This window comes from Evansella sp. AB-rgal1 (genome assembly GCF_041820985.1).
In the GTDB taxonomy this organism is placed as follows: Bacteria; Bacillota; Bacilli; order Bacillales; family Salisediminibacteriaceae; genus Evansella.
Genome location: NZ_JBGUAU010000026.1, coordinates 1 through 16,181, shown reverse-complemented (window position 1 = coordinate 16,181; position 16,181 = coordinate 1). Strand labels below are relative to the sequence as shown.

The following is a 16,181-nucleotide window of genomic DNA, read 5'->3' as shown; positions in this document are numbered from 1 at the left end:
AAAAACACCTTGATTTTTATAATGAAGTTCTGTAATGTTTTACCTATACATATGATGAATTATGTATAATGATAAAATACATCATATGATTTTGGTTTGAACTATGAAAAAAAGGTGGTGATAAGGTGGAACAGTCTAGAGAATTTCTGGCTTCCTTAGGATTTCCGAGTAGAGATCTTTATGATTTGCCAACCTCTTCCAAAAGGTTTCCAGATGGAGCACAATACCGTGTGGAGCTACCGAGTGTGGAGGGAACTTCAGCACTAGAGGCAACATTGAAAGAAATCGACAGGTATGGTATTACTGTTCATCGGGTTTCTCAAGGCAGCGGAATCATGCTGCTAACAGATGAAGAAGTTCAGGAAATGTGTACCATGACTGCAGAAAAAGGAATGGAGTTAAGCCTCTTTGTTGGTCCTAGAAGTACATTTGATGTTAGCCCCCTACCTTTAACTTCTTCAGGAAAGGCAATAGGTCTCCGGCATGAAGGAACAGATCAATTGGTTTATGCAATGGAAGATTTGAGAAGAGGAGCATCCCTTGGATTAAGAGGGGCATTAGTGGCAGATGAAGGTCTGTTAATTTTGACAAAAGAAATGAAGTCTCAAGGGTTGCTTCCCAAGAACTTTGTAATTAAAGTCTCTGTTCAGATGATGGCAGCAAACCCTGTATCTGTAAAATTATTACAGGACCTAGGTGCGGATACGTATAATGTTCCTACAGGATTGACCTTGCCGAAATTAGCTGCCATACGTCAAGCAACAGATATTCCATTGGATGTTTATGTAGAGGCTCCTGATAACTTAGGAGGTTTTATTAGACACTATGAAATTCCTGAAATAATTCGTATTTTATCTCCAGTTTATATCAAATTTGGGTTGAGAAATCATCCAGATGTATATCCCTCAGGGAGTCATTTAGAAGAAACGAATATTGCTTTATGTAAAGAGAGGGTTCGCCGTACGGTGTTAGGTATTGAAATGATAAAGAGGTATTACCCGGAAGCGGTTATCTCAGAATTAGGTGCACCTGATTTAGGTACTCCTGCTCTGGGAAAGGAGTGATGTAGTATTTTAAGTTTTCCGAAAATTCAAAATGGTATAAACCCTTATAAGCACAATGTTCAAGGAAAAGCGAATGAACCAATTACTGTAGCAGGCTTGCTTGATCGTTCGAAACGCCTACTCCATTATTCTAGTAAAGTGTTGACTTCTGATTGGACGTTGGAGGAAATTTATAATCGATTAGAAGAAAATGCACCACGAATTGCAATCATTGGAGGATCGAGTGATCATCCTGCTCATATAATGGACGACTTTACTGTATCGAGAGCAGCGATTCGTATTTGGCAGAATGGAGGAGTTCCCTTTTACTTTAGTACTCCAGTTTTGTGTGATGGAACCGCGCAAAACAACCAAGGAATGAGCTATTCACTTCAAAGTCGAAATGCTGTAGCGCAAATGATTGTAAATCAAATGGAAGCTCACAGCTATCATGGTGCCTTTGTAATCCAGGGGTGTGATAAGCAACCAATAGGAGTAGTTAGTGCATTAGTCCACCTGGATCGACTTCGCCAATATCGGGGAGAATCTCCTTTATTTGCAACTTTTGCTCCAGCACATGTTCTGAAAGGGGGAACCATTCCTGAAGAATTAGTACTAGAATTGCAGCGGCTTTCTAAACGAGCCAAGGCAGAAGGGTTCGAAGATATAGAATATGATTTATTAGATGCCATGAGTTATATTCTTCAATGCTCTTCCAATACCGCATTCCAAGGGGTACTAATCCGCGCAATGGAAAAAGGACTAATTACTAGTGCAGAGCATAAAGAATATGAGAAAAAGTTAGCTGTTGCTACTTGTGATAGTAAGGGAGGTATTTGTGCCTTTAATGGTACAGGGAATAGTTCACGCCATCTTATAGCTGGTATGGGATTGGTTCATCCTGAAATTGAACTTTTAACAGAGCCTCCCGAACAGCATCAAATTAATAAAGTTATTGATGATCTTGGTTATATGATCAATCATCCAGAGTTTGGTGCAGCTAATATTATGGCAAAAAATATTAAAAATGCAATTCGAATACACAGTACTACCGGTGGGTCTACCAATTTAATGATGCATATTGTAGCAGCAATGCTATATGGAGGATATTCCTTTGACTTATGGGAACTTGACAAAATACATGGGGAGTCTCCAATACCAGATCTTTTTGACTATAGTTTAACAGAAGGGAGAGACATCTTTGCCTTAGCCATGCAATGCTGTAGTGGTCAAAGCAGGGGGATGGAAACATTATTTGTTGAATTAATGGAAAATGGAGTTCCAATGGACCTAGATGCTCCAACCGTTACTGGAACAATCTGGAGAGATCGATTATCGTTAAAAAAGAGAATAAGGGAAGATGAAATAAAAGACAACCGTATTATTTTATCTAAACCGAAACGTTCCTTTAGTGGTGTGGATGTATTAAAGGGTAACTTTTTTGAAAGCGCTGTAGTAAAAACCAGTGGTATGACCAGTCATCAATTGGACACTTTCGATGGTAAGGTAGCCGTTGTTTTATATTACGAAAATGAAGAAAGTGCCAATAAAAACTTACTTGAACACAGTTTATTAGATCGATTAAGAGAAGAGGGGATGTTAGACAAGGAGAAGCTTCTAGCTATGCTTAAGTATAATGCCCCATTTCATTATTCATCCTGGAAAAATCATGATTTTGAAGGTTTATTTAAAGGGATGATGGAAGAAGGAATCCTTAAAGTCGCTATTGTTATTTCAGGTCAAGGTCCTGTTGCCTACGGTATGCCGGAAATGTTTACTCCAATGCAGCATATTAATGCTAATCGTCAAATTAAAAAAATTGCCACATTAATTAGTGATGGTCGATACTCAGGTGTAACTTTCGGAGCAGCTGTTGGCCATATGACTCCAGAAGCTATAAATGATGGCGGAATTCTTTACCTGCAGACAGGAGATTTATTGCAGTTAAATTTCCGAAAAAAAAGAATTGATTTTTTAGATGAGAATGAATTTATAAAGGGGAATGTAACTTGTAAATTTGAAGGTTTAAAAGAACAAAGAAAAGCTCTAGCAAATTCACGTTTAGAAAAATTAACGAAAAGACAGTGGAGAGTTGCAGGAAGCAATCGAATACTCTACCATACTGACGCTTCCAAAGGAGTGGTACCAACACATATTGCTGAACATGCAACATTGGATTACAACCAATGACGACTAAGGGTCATGGGAGGGTGAAATTATGACAGCATATTTAAACTATATTAATGGTTCATGGCAGAGTGGACAATTTAAAAAAACAACAGATGTCTTAAATCCTAGTAATAATGAAGTGCTTGGCAATATTCCATATTCAACGAAGGAAGATGTGGAGATAGCAGTGGATGTTGCTAAGGAAACACAACGTACCTGGAGAAAGCTCTCTGGAGCGGAACGGGGACAATATTTATACAAAGTAGCTGCCATAATAGAAAGTCGATTAAATGAAATTGCGGAAACAATGACGAAAGAAATGGGAAAAACTCTAGGGGAAGCAAAAGGAGAAACAAATCGCGGGGTAGACATATTGCGCTATTACGCCGGGGAGGGAATGCGAAGTGTAGGGGATGTCATTCCATCCACTGACAGGGATGCTCTTATGTTCACAACCCGTGTTCCATTAGGTGTAATAGGAGTAATTACTCCCTGGAATTTCCCGGTAGCGATCCCTATCTGGAAAATAGCGCCGGCTTTAATATATGGAAATACTGTTGTCTTTAAGCCAGCTTCTGAAACAGCCATTACAGCAAATAAACTAGTGGAATGTTTTCATGATGCAGGTCTTCCAAAAGGAGTTCTTAATCTAATAACAGGTTCTGGCTCTATCGTAGGAAACAATCTAGTAGAACATGAGGATGTTGCAGGAGTTACCTTTACAGGCTCCAATACAGTTGGGAAAAACATAGCAAACATTGCTTTAAACAGAGGAGCGAAATACCAATTAGAAATGGGAGGGAAAAATCCAGTCATCATAGCTCACGACGCAGACATAGAGAAGGCAGTTGAGGGAACAATTAGTGGGGCTTTTCGTTCTACAGGTCAAAAATGTACTGCCACAAGTAGAGTCATTATTCATAAGAGCATCAAAGATAAATTTGTAGCAAAGCTATTAAACAAAATGGAAGAAATAAAGATTGGGAGCGGGTTAGAAGAGAGTATTTGGATGGGACCTTGTGCTTCTGAAAACCAGCTAAATTCCATAATGTCCTATATTAATATTGGAAAAGAGGAAGGCGCAAAACTATTAAAGGGTGGAAACAGGTTAACAGAATCCCCCTATGATCAGGGCTATTTTATAGAACCTACGGTGTTTGATGAGGTAAAAACTCACATGACTATCGCACAAGAAGAAATATTTGGACCTGTCATTGCTCTTATTACTTATGACAGCCTTGAGGAAGCATTTCAACTAGCAAATGATGTTAAATTTGGTTTAAGTGCATCTATTTATACGGAAAATATATCTGCAATGTTGAGTTTTATAGATAACATGGAAGCTGGCTTAATTCGGATTAACGCTGAAACGGCAGGTGTTGAGCTTCAGGCTCCATTTGGAGGAATGAAGCAGTCTAGTTCCCATTCACGTGAACAGGGGAAAGCGGCCATTGAGTTTTTCACATCTATTAAGACGGTTTTTGTTAAAGGATAAAATGTACAATTATAGTTCTGAGGAACTAATTCCTTCTAGTTAGAACTACTTATGGCAATTGGATTAGCCTATGATAAAGTATAAGTACTTACAAAAAATTCTAAATATTCAATGTATATTTTGAAAGCGTTTTATTACGGTAGTTTACTATCATTAAATATACTTACTTTATTTTAAATCGAGATGAAAAGTAAAGGGGGAATCATAGAAAAAGATAAATTACCAAGTATATTAACGTAGCTGGGGGTGTGACAAATAGTCAGGGAATTATTAAATTTGAACTTATATAAAGGAGGAAAAATGATTATGAAAAAAGGAACAAGTATTGTTCTGTTATTCCTACTATTAAGTGTAGTTCTCATTGCATGTTCAGGAAATGATGAGGGTACTAGTGGAACAGGAAATGAAGCTGATGATGTGGAGATCATTGGCGGTGATTCAGATGATGCAGTGGAATTAACCTTCTGGACATTTCAAGGTCTCCATGTAAACTTCTTTGAAGATGCAGTATTGTCTTGGAATGAAGAGTTTCCTGATCGGGAAATTAAATTGATTGCTGAAACCTATCCATATGATAATATGCACAATAATCTGCTACTGGCGTTACAATCTGGCGTTGGAGCACCTGATATTGCTGATATTGAAATTAGTAGATTCTCAAACTTTTTGCAAGGTGACGTGCAATTACTACCTCTTAACAATGTAATAGAACCTGAACTTGCTAATTTCGTTGAAGCTAGATTGGACATCTACAGTAAGGACGGGAATTATTATGGATTACCAACGCACGTTGGAGCGACGGTAATGTATTACAACAAAGAAATAATGGATGAAGCAGGTGTAAATATTGATGATATTGTAACTTGGGATGATTATGTAGAAGCTGGTCTACAAGTAAAAGAAGCTACTGGAAAGCCTATTACTACGATTGAGGCACAAGACCGTTGGAGCTTCTGGCCTTTGATCACTCAAAGACAATCGGATTTCTTTGATTCTAATGGTAATGTCACAGCGGATAACCCTGAAAACATAGAAGTTTTGCAATTCTTAAAAGATATGATCCATGTTCATGATATTGCAATACCAACTCCAGATGGACGTCATCATGAAGAAGCCTATTATGGATTTATGAATGATGGTGGTGCAGCTTCTGTTTGGATGCCTATGTGGTATATGGGGAGATTTCTTGACTTTATGCCCGATTTAAAAGGGAAGATGGAGATTCGTCCACTACCTGCGTGGGAGGACGGTGGATTCCGTTCGGCAGGAATGGGTGGAACAGGTACTGTTGTTACGAATCAAACAGAGCATGAGCAACTAGCGAAGGACTTCCTCATGTATGCAAAAGGTTCAGAAGAAGGTAATATTAAACTTTGGGAAATTATGGGCTTCGATCCACCTAGATGGGATGTTTGGGAATCGGATGCGTTACAAGCAGATAATAAATACTATCAGTATTTTGGAGACTACTTGTTTGATATGCTTCTAGATATTCGGGAGGAAATTCATCCTGTTACAATCACGGAAAAAACTCCTGACATAGATGGATATCTAAATACAAACACTTATCATTATGTTCTAAGGGAAGGGAATCAAACCCCTGAAGAAGCACTAAAGGAAGCTGCGGATCATGTTCGTTAGGAGATTATACTAATAATCTATTATACGTATTAGAAGGTTTAACATCTGTTAAACCTTCTAATACTATGATGTTGGACCATAATTGAAAAGGGAGGGGAAATACATGGAGCTAGAGCGATCAGTTGGGGATGTTCCTAAACAGCCTAAATATAATAATAGACTAAAAAAAATCTTTTATTCTAAGAAAATAGCCCCTTATTTATTCGTCTTGCCATTCATCATTTCTTTTTTGCTGCTCTATACCTATCCATTAATTCAAGCAGTTATAATGAGCTTTCAACAAGTGTTACCAGGTCAGACGTTTTATATAGGTTTAGAAAATTACCGAGATTTACTGAATATTACTTTCTATCGTGCAGTTAGAAATACTGCAATGTATACCTTTTGGACAATTATCGTTTTAATACCATTGCCGTTAATTTTTGCTGTGTTTTTAAATTCGAAAGTAATGAGGTTTAAAAATTTCTTTCGTGCAGCAATTTTTATACCTGCTCTAACTTCTGTCATCGTAGCAGGTACAATATTTAGGCTCATGTTTGGAGAAATGGAAACATCTCTAGCAAACCAAGTTACCATGTTTTTTGGGGGAGAACCTAAAAACTGGCGTATGAGCGCTGGTACAGGAATGTTTTTAATGGTTTTTTTAGCTTGTTGGCGTTGGATGGGAGTAAATATCCTATATTTTTTAGCGGGATTACAAAATATTCCTAATGAACTATATGAGTCTGCTGAGATGGATGGTGCTGGTCCTTTATTAAAGTTTTACTATATTACTTTACCTTTTTTAAAGCCAGTGACAATCTATGTAACAACCATCAGTATTTTTGCTGGGTTTAGAATGTTTGAAGAAAGCTTTGTTTATTGGCAGACAAATTCACCAGGTAATATTGGATTAACAGTCGTTCAATATTTATATCAACAAGGATTTCAGTACAATAACATGGGCCTTGGCTCAGCAATTGGTGTTGTATTGCTTGTAATTATTTTTATTGTTTCTGTTATTTACTTGTTATTAACTGGTGCTTTCAAGAGGGAGGCATGATGTTCTATGTATTCAAAAGTTAAGATGAGAATTGCATCGATCCTACTAATTATCTTGTTTAGCTTTGTTGGTTTTATTGCTGTTTTCCCCTTACTTGCTCTTGCGATAGCCTCGCTCAAACCATCTACAGAGTTAATGAGACAGGGGATTAATCTTAATTTGCAATGGGACTTGATAAGTTTAAACAATTATACCTTTTTATTTACAGATGGTACTACTTATTTAAACTGGTATTTTAATAGTATTATGGTTTCTGGAATTCTAATTGTAGTATCTCTTTTCTTTTCTTCGATTGTAGGTTATGCATTAGCAGTCTATAAATTTCGCGGACAAAATCTGGTCTTTCTGCTAGTTTTATTAACCTTAATGATTCCCTTTGAAATCTTAATGCTTCCATTATATCAATTAATGGCAACATTAGGCTTAATGAACACTTATACAGGAGTTATGTTACCTATGATAGTAGCTCCCATTGCTGTATTCTTCTTTAGGCAATTTTCCTTAGGTTTGCCAAAGGAATTACTAGATGCAGCCAGAATAGATGGGTGCACAGAGTTCGGTATTTTTTTCCGGATAATGGCTCCTCTCATGGTTCCTGCTTTTGCAGCCATGGCAATCTTACAGGGATTATTTAGCTGGAATAACTTTTTATGGCCGTTAGTTGTGTTGCGATCAAATGATATGTTTACGTTACCAGTTGGATTAGCAACATTGTTGACACCGTATGGAAATAACTACGATGTACTTATTTCTGGATCCGTTTTATCGGTAGTTCCTATTCTTTTCCTATTTCTATTTTTCCAGAAGTATTTCATTTCTGGTCTTTCAAGTGGGGGAGTGAAAGGATGATTCTAGACTAAAAATAATAAGTTGTTACAACTATAAAAGGAAGGATGAGTATACTATGTCAGGAAATTTGAAAGCAGAAATGTTAGTAGATAAGGAGTATCAGGTAGCAAAAGTAGATAATCGGATTTATGGTTCTTTTATTGAACATCTTGGCAGAGCAGTTTATGGAGGGATTTATGAACCGAACCACCCCGAGTCAGATGAGCAAGGGTTCCGAAAGGATGTCTTAGAACTTGTTTCTCAATTGCAGGTTCCCATTATCCGATATCCTGGTGGCAACATGGTGTCGGCTTATCATTGGGAAGATGGGGTTGGACCTAAGGAGGAGAGACCTAGAAGAACGGAATTAGCATGGCGTACCATTGAAACCAATGATGTTGGTACAAATGAATTTGTGGATTGGGCTAAAAAAGCAAAAGCAGAGGTAATGATGGCAGTAAACCTAGGTACTAGGGGAATTGATGCAGCACGGAACTTGCTAGAGTATTGTAATCACCCTTCAGGAACAAGGTGGAGTGATTTGCGTATTAAGCATGGTTATGAGGAGGCTCATCATATCAAAACGTGGTGTTTAGGGAATGAAATGGATGGTCCATGGCAGGTAGGGCATAAAACCCCTGTGGAATATGGTAGGATAGCAGCGGAAACGGCCAAGGCCATGAGACTGGTGGATCCTACTATAGAATTGGTGGCTTGTGGTAGTTCCAATAAGGATATGCCTTTGTTTCCAGAATGGGAGGCAATCACCTTAGATCATACATATGAGTATGTAGATTATATTTCTCTTCATCAATATTATGGAAACTATGAAGATGATACGGCAAACTACATTGCCAAATCTCTAGCAATGGACGACTTTATTCGTACCGTTATATCTACTTGTGATTATGTAAAAGCGAAAAAAAGAAGTAAGAAAAGGATTAATCTAAGCTTTGACGAGTGGAATGTCTGGTATCATTCCAAGGAAGCAGATAAAAAACTCGATCCATGGCAAGTTGCCCCGCCACAGTTAGAAGATATTTATAACTTTGAGGACGCTATATTGGTCGGTTGCATGCTAACAACCATGTTGAACCATGCAGACCGTGTTAAAATTGCATGTATGGCTCAGCTAGTAAATGTTATTGCACCTATAATGACTAAAAATGGAGGAGGTGCCTGGAAACAGACCATTTATTATCCATATTACTATACTTCGGTTTATGGAAGGGGTATTGCATTAAACCCTGTAATCAAATCTCCTAAATATGATAGCCAGGAGTTTACAGACATACCTTATCTAGAATCGGCAGTTGTATTTAATGAGGATAAAGAAGAGGTTACTATTTTTGCTGTTAATCGTCATTTAGAAGAATCGCTTCATTTAAAATGCGATACTCGCAGCTTTGAAAATTACAAAATTATAGAACATGTTGTCCTTGAACACGATAACCCAAAAGCAGTCAATACTTTTGGTAATGAGGAAGTAAAGCCTCATTCTAATGGAGTTTCTCAACTAGACAATGGTCATCTTCAATCCGATTTACCTAAGCTTTCATGGAATATGATACGTCTGGGGAGGATTTGAGGAAGTTGGACTGGAGCGACCGAGGGGGCGGAGCAAGTGGTAACGGTAAAATTACTTCATAGTATGCTAAACAAGAACTGTTCCCGTGATTGGACAGTTGGCTCGGACAACTATCTATTTACCTATCGTAACAAGCGAGTTTTACTTTTTTAACTCCATAGCTGCATGTTTTTATTAATAGGTACAATGAGAGCGCAGGTCATCACGTATTGTGGCAGATCTGTGCTTTCTCCTTGTTTTCTAAGTGATGATAAGGGATTATTATATACATATAAGTTTATATAAAGATAGGAGGAAGTAGCTATGATTTATGAAGTAAAGAAGTTGTATGAAGATAGAGAAGATGTTACGTTAACATCCTATGTTCATAGTGATTCTAGTGAGTTATTAAACGGGGAAAAACGAGGTGCTGTTCTAATCTGTCCGGGTGGTGCCTATGTAAACTGTTCCGATCGAGAGGCGGAACCAGTAGCTTTCCGTTTTGCTTCGATGGGGTATCATGCCTTCGTACTGCGGTATTCCACTTATATGAACGGAGAAAAAGGGTTTCCTGAAATGGGGATGGAACTTTCGATTAATGAAAAGAGCTTATATCCTAACCCGATGCGCGATATTGGGAAAGCAATGCTATATATTCGTGAGCGAGCAGAGGAGTGGTTTATCGATACGGAGAAGATCGCTATCTGTGGTTTTTCTGCAGGTGCTCACAACTGCGCCATGTATTCTGTTTATTGGAATGATCCCGTACTAACGGAGTACTTCGACGTGACTCCGGTGCAATTAAAACCTGCTGCAACGATTTTAGGTTATATGCTAAGCGATTTCACGTTACAAAATAGTTGGGTACAGCAATCTGACGATCCAGGTACAAAGCATATTGCTGATGTTGCAAACATTGCTTATACAGGTACGATAGATCCTGATCAAGAGCTATTACATAAAATTAGTCCTGCTCGTCATGTCTCCGATGTAACTCCACCTACTTTTTTATGGACAACCACGGAGGATGCACTTGTGCCTGTTGAACATACAATCCGTATGGCGGGGGCTTTGGCGCAGAATAACATTCCATTCGAAATGCACGTGTTTGAAGAAGGGCAGCATGGTCTTAGTCTTGCCAACCAGGCCACAGCTAGTAACCGTGAATTACTGAATCTTGATGCAGCAAAATGGATAGATCTCTGTGAGCAGTGGCTATTAAAGAGATTCCAACTCGATCTGCCGGAAAAATAGGAGTGGGCCCCTTAGTGATAACCATTGTAAAGTTATCAAGGGAACTGACCAATAGTGAAAGAATGAACCACTGAAAAAGTTTCTAATATAACTTTCAGTGTTCTTTTTTCACCTACTACAAGGCAGAGTACCTTCCCTTTCATTTGGCGAAACAAAGAAAGCAATGAGAACGTTCCCACTGCTTCCCAAATACTTCTTTTCAGGATATCTTTTGCCTTCTTGATATAAGAAAACTTGTAGTAATACCTACACTACATGCTAATACCATTTTAAAGAGGAAGTTTTCAACAAATCCAGTCATTACATGTCCCTTTATTTTTTGAAAAAGTGTGGCATCTGGAACCCAATCTATGACATAACCTATTCCAAAAATAGCGGGAATACTCATCACTATATATACGGAAACAATGCTAATCCAAATGTGTTTTATCTTCACTAACTCCACCTCTAACAGAAATCAACAAATTTGTTTTTTCTACTATGACCTCTTTAAGTGAGACGTTGTTAACAGTATAGAAGTTGCAGAATCTGCTTTACCAGCCCTTACAATTACACAAAGAAGTAATGTGTGCTAGATGATGTCGACCATGCCAAGCGTAGATTCCTATATTTAGACCAACAGAAACTTCCCCAGATTCCGGATGGATAAATGTCTTTTCCAAATCAGTAGAACTTAGATTACGTAAAAGGTTCGTCCAGCGTTTATGCATTGCATCGAGCAGTGATAAGGAAATATCAATTGGCAAATGATAATCCGGAAGTTCCGCCCATTTTGCTTCATCATATGGTTTAATTGTAGGTTTTTCTTCCGTAAGAGCCAATTTAAAGCGAACGTAGGCATTCATGTGGCTATCCGCTAGGTGATGTACCACTTGGCGAACAGTCCATCCTTCTGGACGATAAGGCGTATCAAGCTGTTCGTTATCTAAGTCTTTTACAGCATCCCTCAATAACTTTGGTAATACTTCTATCTCGCTTATCCATTCGTTAATAACATTCTTCGTGATCTCACCTTCAAATTGAAACTCACCAATCGGATACTTCCTATTCATCTAATCATCCTCCTATCAATTTTTGTTTACCTAGTCCCAAAAATCTATTAATCTGCTTCCCAATAACAATCATTTTTCATATCATCTACTAGTTTTTCTGATATAGGAATTATCATCTCTGAATTCTATATCTTGTAAAAGATGTAATGAATAGGGGAAACTTTATCAGTTCCTCCTCTTTCCGTACAAGGGTAAATTGTGATAATATGTGGAGTTTTCTGATTTTCAAAGACCATATGCGTTCGATAAATAATATCCACAAACCAATGTGTTGCATATGGATAGTCAATCGTATATCCTTCATCATCAAACTCTATTTTATACTTTAAGAGAAGTTTAACTTCGCTAAAGGATTAAAGTATAAGATAAACTAAGGCTTTCGCCTTTTAGGACTTGGCGATAAGTCAAGTTTATCTAATCTCTTATTCCCATTGGTACCATTGCGAATGCCACACATTTGTTTCCTTTTCTTTTCTGTTTTTGACGTTTTGCTACTTTTAAAACATTATATCTATTACCTAGCTTTTTCTGTAATCTCCTTCTCATTTTTGCCACCCTGTTGCTATTGAAATTGCTTTTCTATTTAACCAAATTTCATTAATACATACTATTTTTTCCTGATTATACCATGTTTTTTCTAGAACCTATTACCATTTCTTTTTTACATTTTTTCATTCGTTTAGTGAAGCGTATGAAGCACGATAACCGTCCCCATTGCTTCCAAAAAGTAGTATTCTAAGTGTAGAGAAATATAAGGAGGAAGTGTGCATGAAAAAGTTTGTGAAAAAAAGGAGCGGTCTATTATTTTGGCGGAGTTTTCACAGAGGAATTATCACGTTTTCTACTTGAGGAATTACTGATTACTTCTCCTGCTCAAGAGTGGCTCGTTCTTCCACGAAAAGTGGAGCTTGCCATAAGACAAGCTAAAAGTGGCAAGGAGTATGTTTTCCTATTAAACTATTCGGAAGCAGAGCAGACGATCCAGGTAAAAGACAAACGTGTCAACATCCTTACAGATGAAGTCTTGGACGGTGACGTTGTATTGGAGCCATTTGGGGTTGCGATTCTTACTTCCGTTGGTGGAAGCAGTGGGGACGGTTCTCGTGCTTCCTTTTGAGGTGATATAAGGAAGCAGTTCACCTGCTTCCTTATACACCTTTTACTATCAAATAAATAAGAAAAAGAAAGCACGCACGGGATTCATTGTCTCGTGCTTTTTCGGCCTGTTAACATCATGCCGATAACTTTCCAATAGCCACAAAAACCGCCCCACTTGTAACCAATGTTATCATTCAAACGAATATTTGAATATTCTATTGACTTATATTCAAACGAAGATTAGAATGGGATCATAATCAAACAATCATTTGAATGAAGGTGAAACGATGAGTGAGAATACAAAGCAAACAACAGATACATGTGAAGTTTATTGTTTTGACGAAGAAAAAGTAAAACGTGTTACTTCCATTGTGGAACAAGAAAACTTAGCTCCTGTAGCAAATGTCTTTAAAGCGTTAGCAGATGAAACAAGACTTAAAATTGCCTATGCGTTAGTTCAAGAAGAGGAATTGTGTGTATGTGATGTTGCCAACATTATTTCTGCAACGACAGCAACAGTTTCACACCATTTGCGTCACTTGCGTAAATTAGGGATAGCAAAAAGTAGAAAAGAAGGAAAATTAGTTTTTTACTCGTTAGATGACGATCATGTCAAAATGCTTGTATCAACTGCAGTTATCCATGGAAAAGAGGTAGAAAATCGTGAGTGAGGAGCAAGTACTTACACCGCAAAAGGAAAATGTCTATCGAGTACAAGGATTTACTTGCGCGAACTGTGCGGGTAAATTCGAACAAAATGTAAAAAAGCTTCCAGGAGTTGAAAATGCGAAAGTGAATTTCGGAGCTTCTAAAATTTCCGTGCAAGGTAACACGACCGTTGCGGATCTAGAAAAAGCTGGTGCTTTTGAAAACTTAAAGATTAGTCCAGAGAAGGCGGATACCCGATCTACATCAACCAACAATGAAGATGAAAAAGTGCCTTTTTTTAAGAAGTATCAAACATTACTTTTCGCTACCGCCCTTGTTGTATTAGGCTTTATATCGATGTTTGTAAATGGCGAGGAGAACATTGTTACGACGCTATTGTTCTTGGTATCGATGGTGGTAGGAGGATTACCCCTCTTTCAAACAGGTGTGAGAAATCTCATCCGTCTTGAGTTTGATATGAAAACACTGATGACGGTTGCTGTCATTGGTGGTGCGATTATTGGAGAATGGGGAGAAGTAGCAATTGTTGTTATCTTATTTGCGATTAGTGAAGAGCTGGAACGATTCTCCATGGAACGCGCGAGAAGATCCATTCGCTCCCTCATGTCCATCGTACCGAAAGAAGCACTGATAAAACGAAATGCTCAGGAACTTTTTGTACATGTAAATGACATAGTTGTTGGAGATATCATGATTGTAAAACCTGGAGAAAAAATCGCGATGGATGGTGTGGTTCTTCATGGTTTCTCATCAGTGAATCAGGCTGCAATTACAGGGGAATCCGTTCCCGTGGAAAAAAAAGTGGATGATGAAGTATTCGCAGGAACGTTAAATGAAGAAGGTTTGCTAGAAATAAAGATTACGAAATTAGTAGAAGATACAACGATTGCGAAAATCATCCATCTAGTGGAAGAAGCCCAAGGGGAACGTGCCCCTGCTCAGGCATTTGTTGATAAATTTGCAAAGTACTATACTCCGATCATTATGATCGTTGCGGCACTTGTGGCCATCGTTCCCCCTTTGTTTTTCAACGGAAGTTGGGAAATGTGGGTATATCAAGGATTAGCTGTATTAGTAGTAGGCTGTCCTTGTGCACTGGTCATCTCAACACCAATTTCCATCGTTTCTGCCATAGGAAATGCAGCGAAAAAGGGAGTTCTCGTGAAAGGTGGCATCTACCTCGAGGAGATTGGCTCCTTAAAAGCGATTGCGTTTGATAAGACCGGTACGCTTACAAAGGGAGTTCCGGCTGTAACAGATTATGAAGTACTTGAAGATAGCATTGATGAAAAAGAGTTTTTGGCTACTATTACCGCATTAGAGGATCGCTCGAAACACCCACTTGCATCGGCAGTGGTAAAGAAGGCAAATCAGGAGAATATCTCGTATTCTATCATTTCGGTGAGTGATTTCACTTCTATCACAGGAAAAGGAATTCGCGGAAAAATTAACGGAACAACCTACTATATCGGAAGTCCTAAGCTTTTTCACGAGTTAGCAGTAGAGCTAAAACAGGACGCTTTGGGTCGAATAGAGTCTCTACAAAAGCAAGGTAAAACCGTTATGGTAGTTGGAACGCAGGACAACGTATTAGCATTGATAGCAGTTGCTGATGAAGTTCGGGAATCTAGTAAAGAGGTTATCCGTCAATTGCACAAAGCGGGAATTAAAGAGACGGTCATGTTAACTGGGGATAATCAAGCTACCGCAAACGCGATCGGTACTCATGTTGGTGTGACTAGTGTTCAAGCAGAGCTTATGCCCGAAGATAAATTACAGGTTATTAAACAATTGAAAACCAAATATCAAAAAGTGGCGATGGTAGGGGATGGAGTAAATGATGCTCCAGCTTTGGCCGCATCTACCGTGGGAATTGCAATGGGAGGAGCGGGTACAGATACAGCACTGGAAACGGCAGATGTAGCGTTAATGGGAGATGACTTACGAAAACTTCCATTTACGTTAAAACTGAGCCGGAAAGCACTGAACATCATCAAAGCAAACATCACCTTTGCAATAGGAATTAAACTGTTAGCCCTTCTACTCGTAGTTCCAGGCTGGCTAACATTATGGATTGCGATCCTATCCGATATGGGAGCAACTATACTCGTAGCCTTAAATAGCATGCGCCTCATGCGCGTCAAAGAATAAAGGTGCAGTGGGGACGGTTCTCGTTGCTTCCTTTTCGATAAAATTGCACAGGGTAAAGACGAGATAACATTTTATGAAAAGTCAATCGCTCCTTGACTTGACGTGATTGGCGATGGAACTATTTCACATAGTAGAATTCGTGCTTGTATCAAAAAAAAGAGTTATTGCTCTG

The 16,181-nt window shown here is 38.4% G+C and carries 14 protein-coding genes; 11 read left to right on the top strand and 3 right to left on the bottom strand.

Annotation, left to right across the window (positions count from 1 at the left end; translation table 11 throughout):
- The first annotated feature begins 125 nt into the window (after nucleotides 1-125).
- The 8 genes from ACERII_RS19225 (at nucleotide 126) to ACERII_RS19190 (ending at nucleotide 11,039) form a co-directional block, all read left to right on the top strand.
- Complete coding sequence (locus ACERII_RS19225; protein ID WP_373644455.1) at nucleotides 126-1,064, top strand: U32 family peptidase; 939 nt, start codon at nucleotides 126-128, stop codon at nucleotides 1,062-1,064.
- 6 nt (nucleotides 1,065-1,070) lie between these two features.
- Entirely contained in the window at nucleotides 1,071-3,233 is a 2,163-nt protein-coding gene (locus ACERII_RS19220; RefSeq protein WP_373644554.1) for a dihydroxy-acid dehydratase domain-containing protein, read from the top strand.
- Between the two features lie 28 nt (nucleotides 3,234-3,261).
- Nucleotides 3,262-4,707, top strand: coding sequence for an alpha-ketoglutaric semialdehyde dehydrogenase GucD (gene gucD / locus ACERII_RS19215; RefSeq protein ID WP_373644453.1), 1,446 nt, complete (start codon nucleotides 3,262-3,264; stop codon nucleotides 4,705-4,707).
- Between the two features lie 306 nt (nucleotides 4,708-5,013).
- Nucleotides 5,014-6,348, top strand: coding sequence for an ABC transporter substrate-binding protein (locus ACERII_RS19210; RefSeq protein ID WP_373644452.1), 1,335 nt, complete (start codon nucleotides 5,014-5,016; stop codon nucleotides 6,346-6,348).
- Nucleotides 6,349-6,451: 103 nt separating this feature from the next.
- Entirely contained in the window at nucleotides 6,452-7,390 is a 939-nt protein-coding gene (locus ACERII_RS19205; RefSeq protein ID WP_373644451.1) for a carbohydrate ABC transporter permease, read from the top strand.
- 6 nt (nucleotides 7,391-7,396) lie between these two features.
- On the top strand, nucleotides 7,397-8,239 hold the full coding sequence (locus ACERII_RS19200; protein ID WP_373644449.1) for a carbohydrate ABC transporter permease: 843 nt from the start codon (nucleotides 7,397-7,399) through the stop codon (nucleotides 8,237-8,239).
- A 55-nt stretch (nucleotides 8,240-8,294) separates the two neighbouring features.
- Entirely contained in the window at nucleotides 8,295-9,806 is a 1,512-nt protein-coding gene (gene arfA, locus ACERII_RS19195; protein WP_373644447.1) for an arabinosylfuranosidase ArfA, read from the top strand.
- Nucleotides 9,807-10,109: 303 nt separating this feature from the next.
- Nucleotides 10,110-11,039: an alpha/beta hydrolase gene (locus tag ACERII_RS19190; protein ID WP_373644445.1), complete on the top strand. Its 930-nt coding sequence runs from the start codon at nucleotides 10,110-10,112 to the stop codon at nucleotides 11,037-11,039.
- Nucleotides 11,040-11,238: 199 nt separating this feature from the next.
- Here the strand turns inward: ACERII_RS19190 and ACERII_RS19185 are convergent, their stop codons facing one another.
- The 3 genes from ACERII_RS19185 to ACERII_RS19175 form a co-directional block, all read right to left on the bottom strand.
- Nucleotides 11,239-11,475 (bottom strand): hypothetical protein, encoded by a 237-nt coding sequence (locus tag ACERII_RS19185; RefSeq protein WP_373644443.1) that lies wholly within the window; start codon nucleotides 11,473-11,475, stop codon nucleotides 11,239-11,241.
- Nucleotides 11,476-11,572: 97 nt separating this feature from the next.
- Nucleotides 11,573-12,091 carry a YfiT family bacillithiol transferase gene (locus tag ACERII_RS19180; protein WP_373644442.1) on the bottom strand — a complete coding sequence of 173 codons (519 nt, stop codon included), beginning with the start codon at nucleotides 12,089-12,091 and terminating at the stop codon, nucleotides 11,573-11,575.
- Between the two features lie 414 nt (nucleotides 12,092-12,505).
- The gene (locus ACERII_RS19175) at nucleotides 12,506-12,637 is read right to left on the bottom strand and encodes a hypothetical protein (RefSeq protein WP_373644441.1); all 132 of its coding nucleotides are present in this window, start codon (nucleotides 12,635-12,637) and stop codon (nucleotides 12,506-12,508) included.
- Between the two features lie 355 nt (nucleotides 12,638-12,992).
- Here ACERII_RS19175 and ACERII_RS19170 point away from each other — a divergent pair, with 355 nt between their 5' ends.
- The 3 genes from ACERII_RS19170 to ACERII_RS19160 all read left to right on the top strand — a co-directional run bounded on the left by ACERII_RS19170 (nucleotide 12,993) and on the right by ACERII_RS19160 (nucleotide 16,009).
- On the top strand, nucleotides 12,993-13,208 hold the full coding sequence (locus ACERII_RS19170) for a Beta-galactosidase C-terminal domain (protein ID WP_373644439.1): 216 nt from the start codon (nucleotides 12,993-12,995) through the stop codon (nucleotides 13,206-13,208).
- Between the two features lie 268 nt (nucleotides 13,209-13,476).
- Complete coding sequence (locus tag ACERII_RS19165) at nucleotides 13,477-13,860, top strand: ArsR/SmtB family transcription factor (protein WP_373644438.1); 384 nt, start codon at nucleotides 13,477-13,479, stop codon at nucleotides 13,858-13,860.
- Nucleotides 13,853-16,009 carry a heavy metal translocating P-type ATPase gene (locus tag ACERII_RS19160; protein ID WP_373644437.1) on the top strand — a complete coding sequence of 719 codons (2,157 nt, stop codon included), beginning with the start codon at nucleotides 13,853-13,855 and terminating at the stop codon, nucleotides 16,007-16,009. Before ACERII_RS19165 ends, ACERII_RS19160 begins: the two co-directional genes overlap by 8 nt.
- Nucleotides 16,010-16,181 lie beyond the last annotated feature (172 nt).

Excerpts from the sequence above, each read along its gene's own strand:
- gucD (WP_373644453.1), top strand. The coding sequence starts at position 3,262 with ATGACAGCATATTTAAACTATATTAATGGTTCATGGCAGAGTGGACAA.
- ACERII_RS19200 (WP_373644449.1), top strand. The coding sequence starts at position 7,397 with ATGTATTCAAAAGTTAAGATGAGAATTGCATCGATCCTACTAATTATC.
- ACERII_RS19210 (WP_373644452.1), top strand. The coding sequence starts at position 5,014 with ATGAAAAAAGGAACAAGTATTGTTCTGTTATTCCTACTATTAAGTGTA.
- ACERII_RS19175 (WP_373644441.1), bottom strand. The coding sequence starts at position 12,637 with ATGAGAAGGAGATTACAGAAAAAGCTAGGTAATAGATATAATGTTTTA.
- ACERII_RS19180 (WP_373644442.1), bottom strand. The coding sequence starts at position 12,091 with ATGAATAGGAAGTATCCGATTGGTGAGTTTCAATTTGAAGGTGAGATC.
- arfA (WP_373644447.1), top strand. The coding sequence starts at position 8,295 with ATGTCAGGAAATTTGAAAGCAGAAATGTTAGTAGATAAGGAGTATCAG.
- ACERII_RS19205 (WP_373644451.1), top strand. The coding sequence starts at position 6,452 with ATGGAGCTAGAGCGATCAGTTGGGGATGTTCCTAAACAGCCTAAATAT.
- ACERII_RS19165 (WP_373644438.1), top strand. The coding sequence starts at position 13,477 with ATGAGTGAGAATACAAAGCAAACAACAGATACATGTGAAGTTTATTGT.
- ACERII_RS19190 (WP_373644445.1), top strand. The coding sequence starts at position 10,110 with ATGATTTATGAAGTAAAGAAGTTGTATGAAGATAGAGAAGATGTTACG.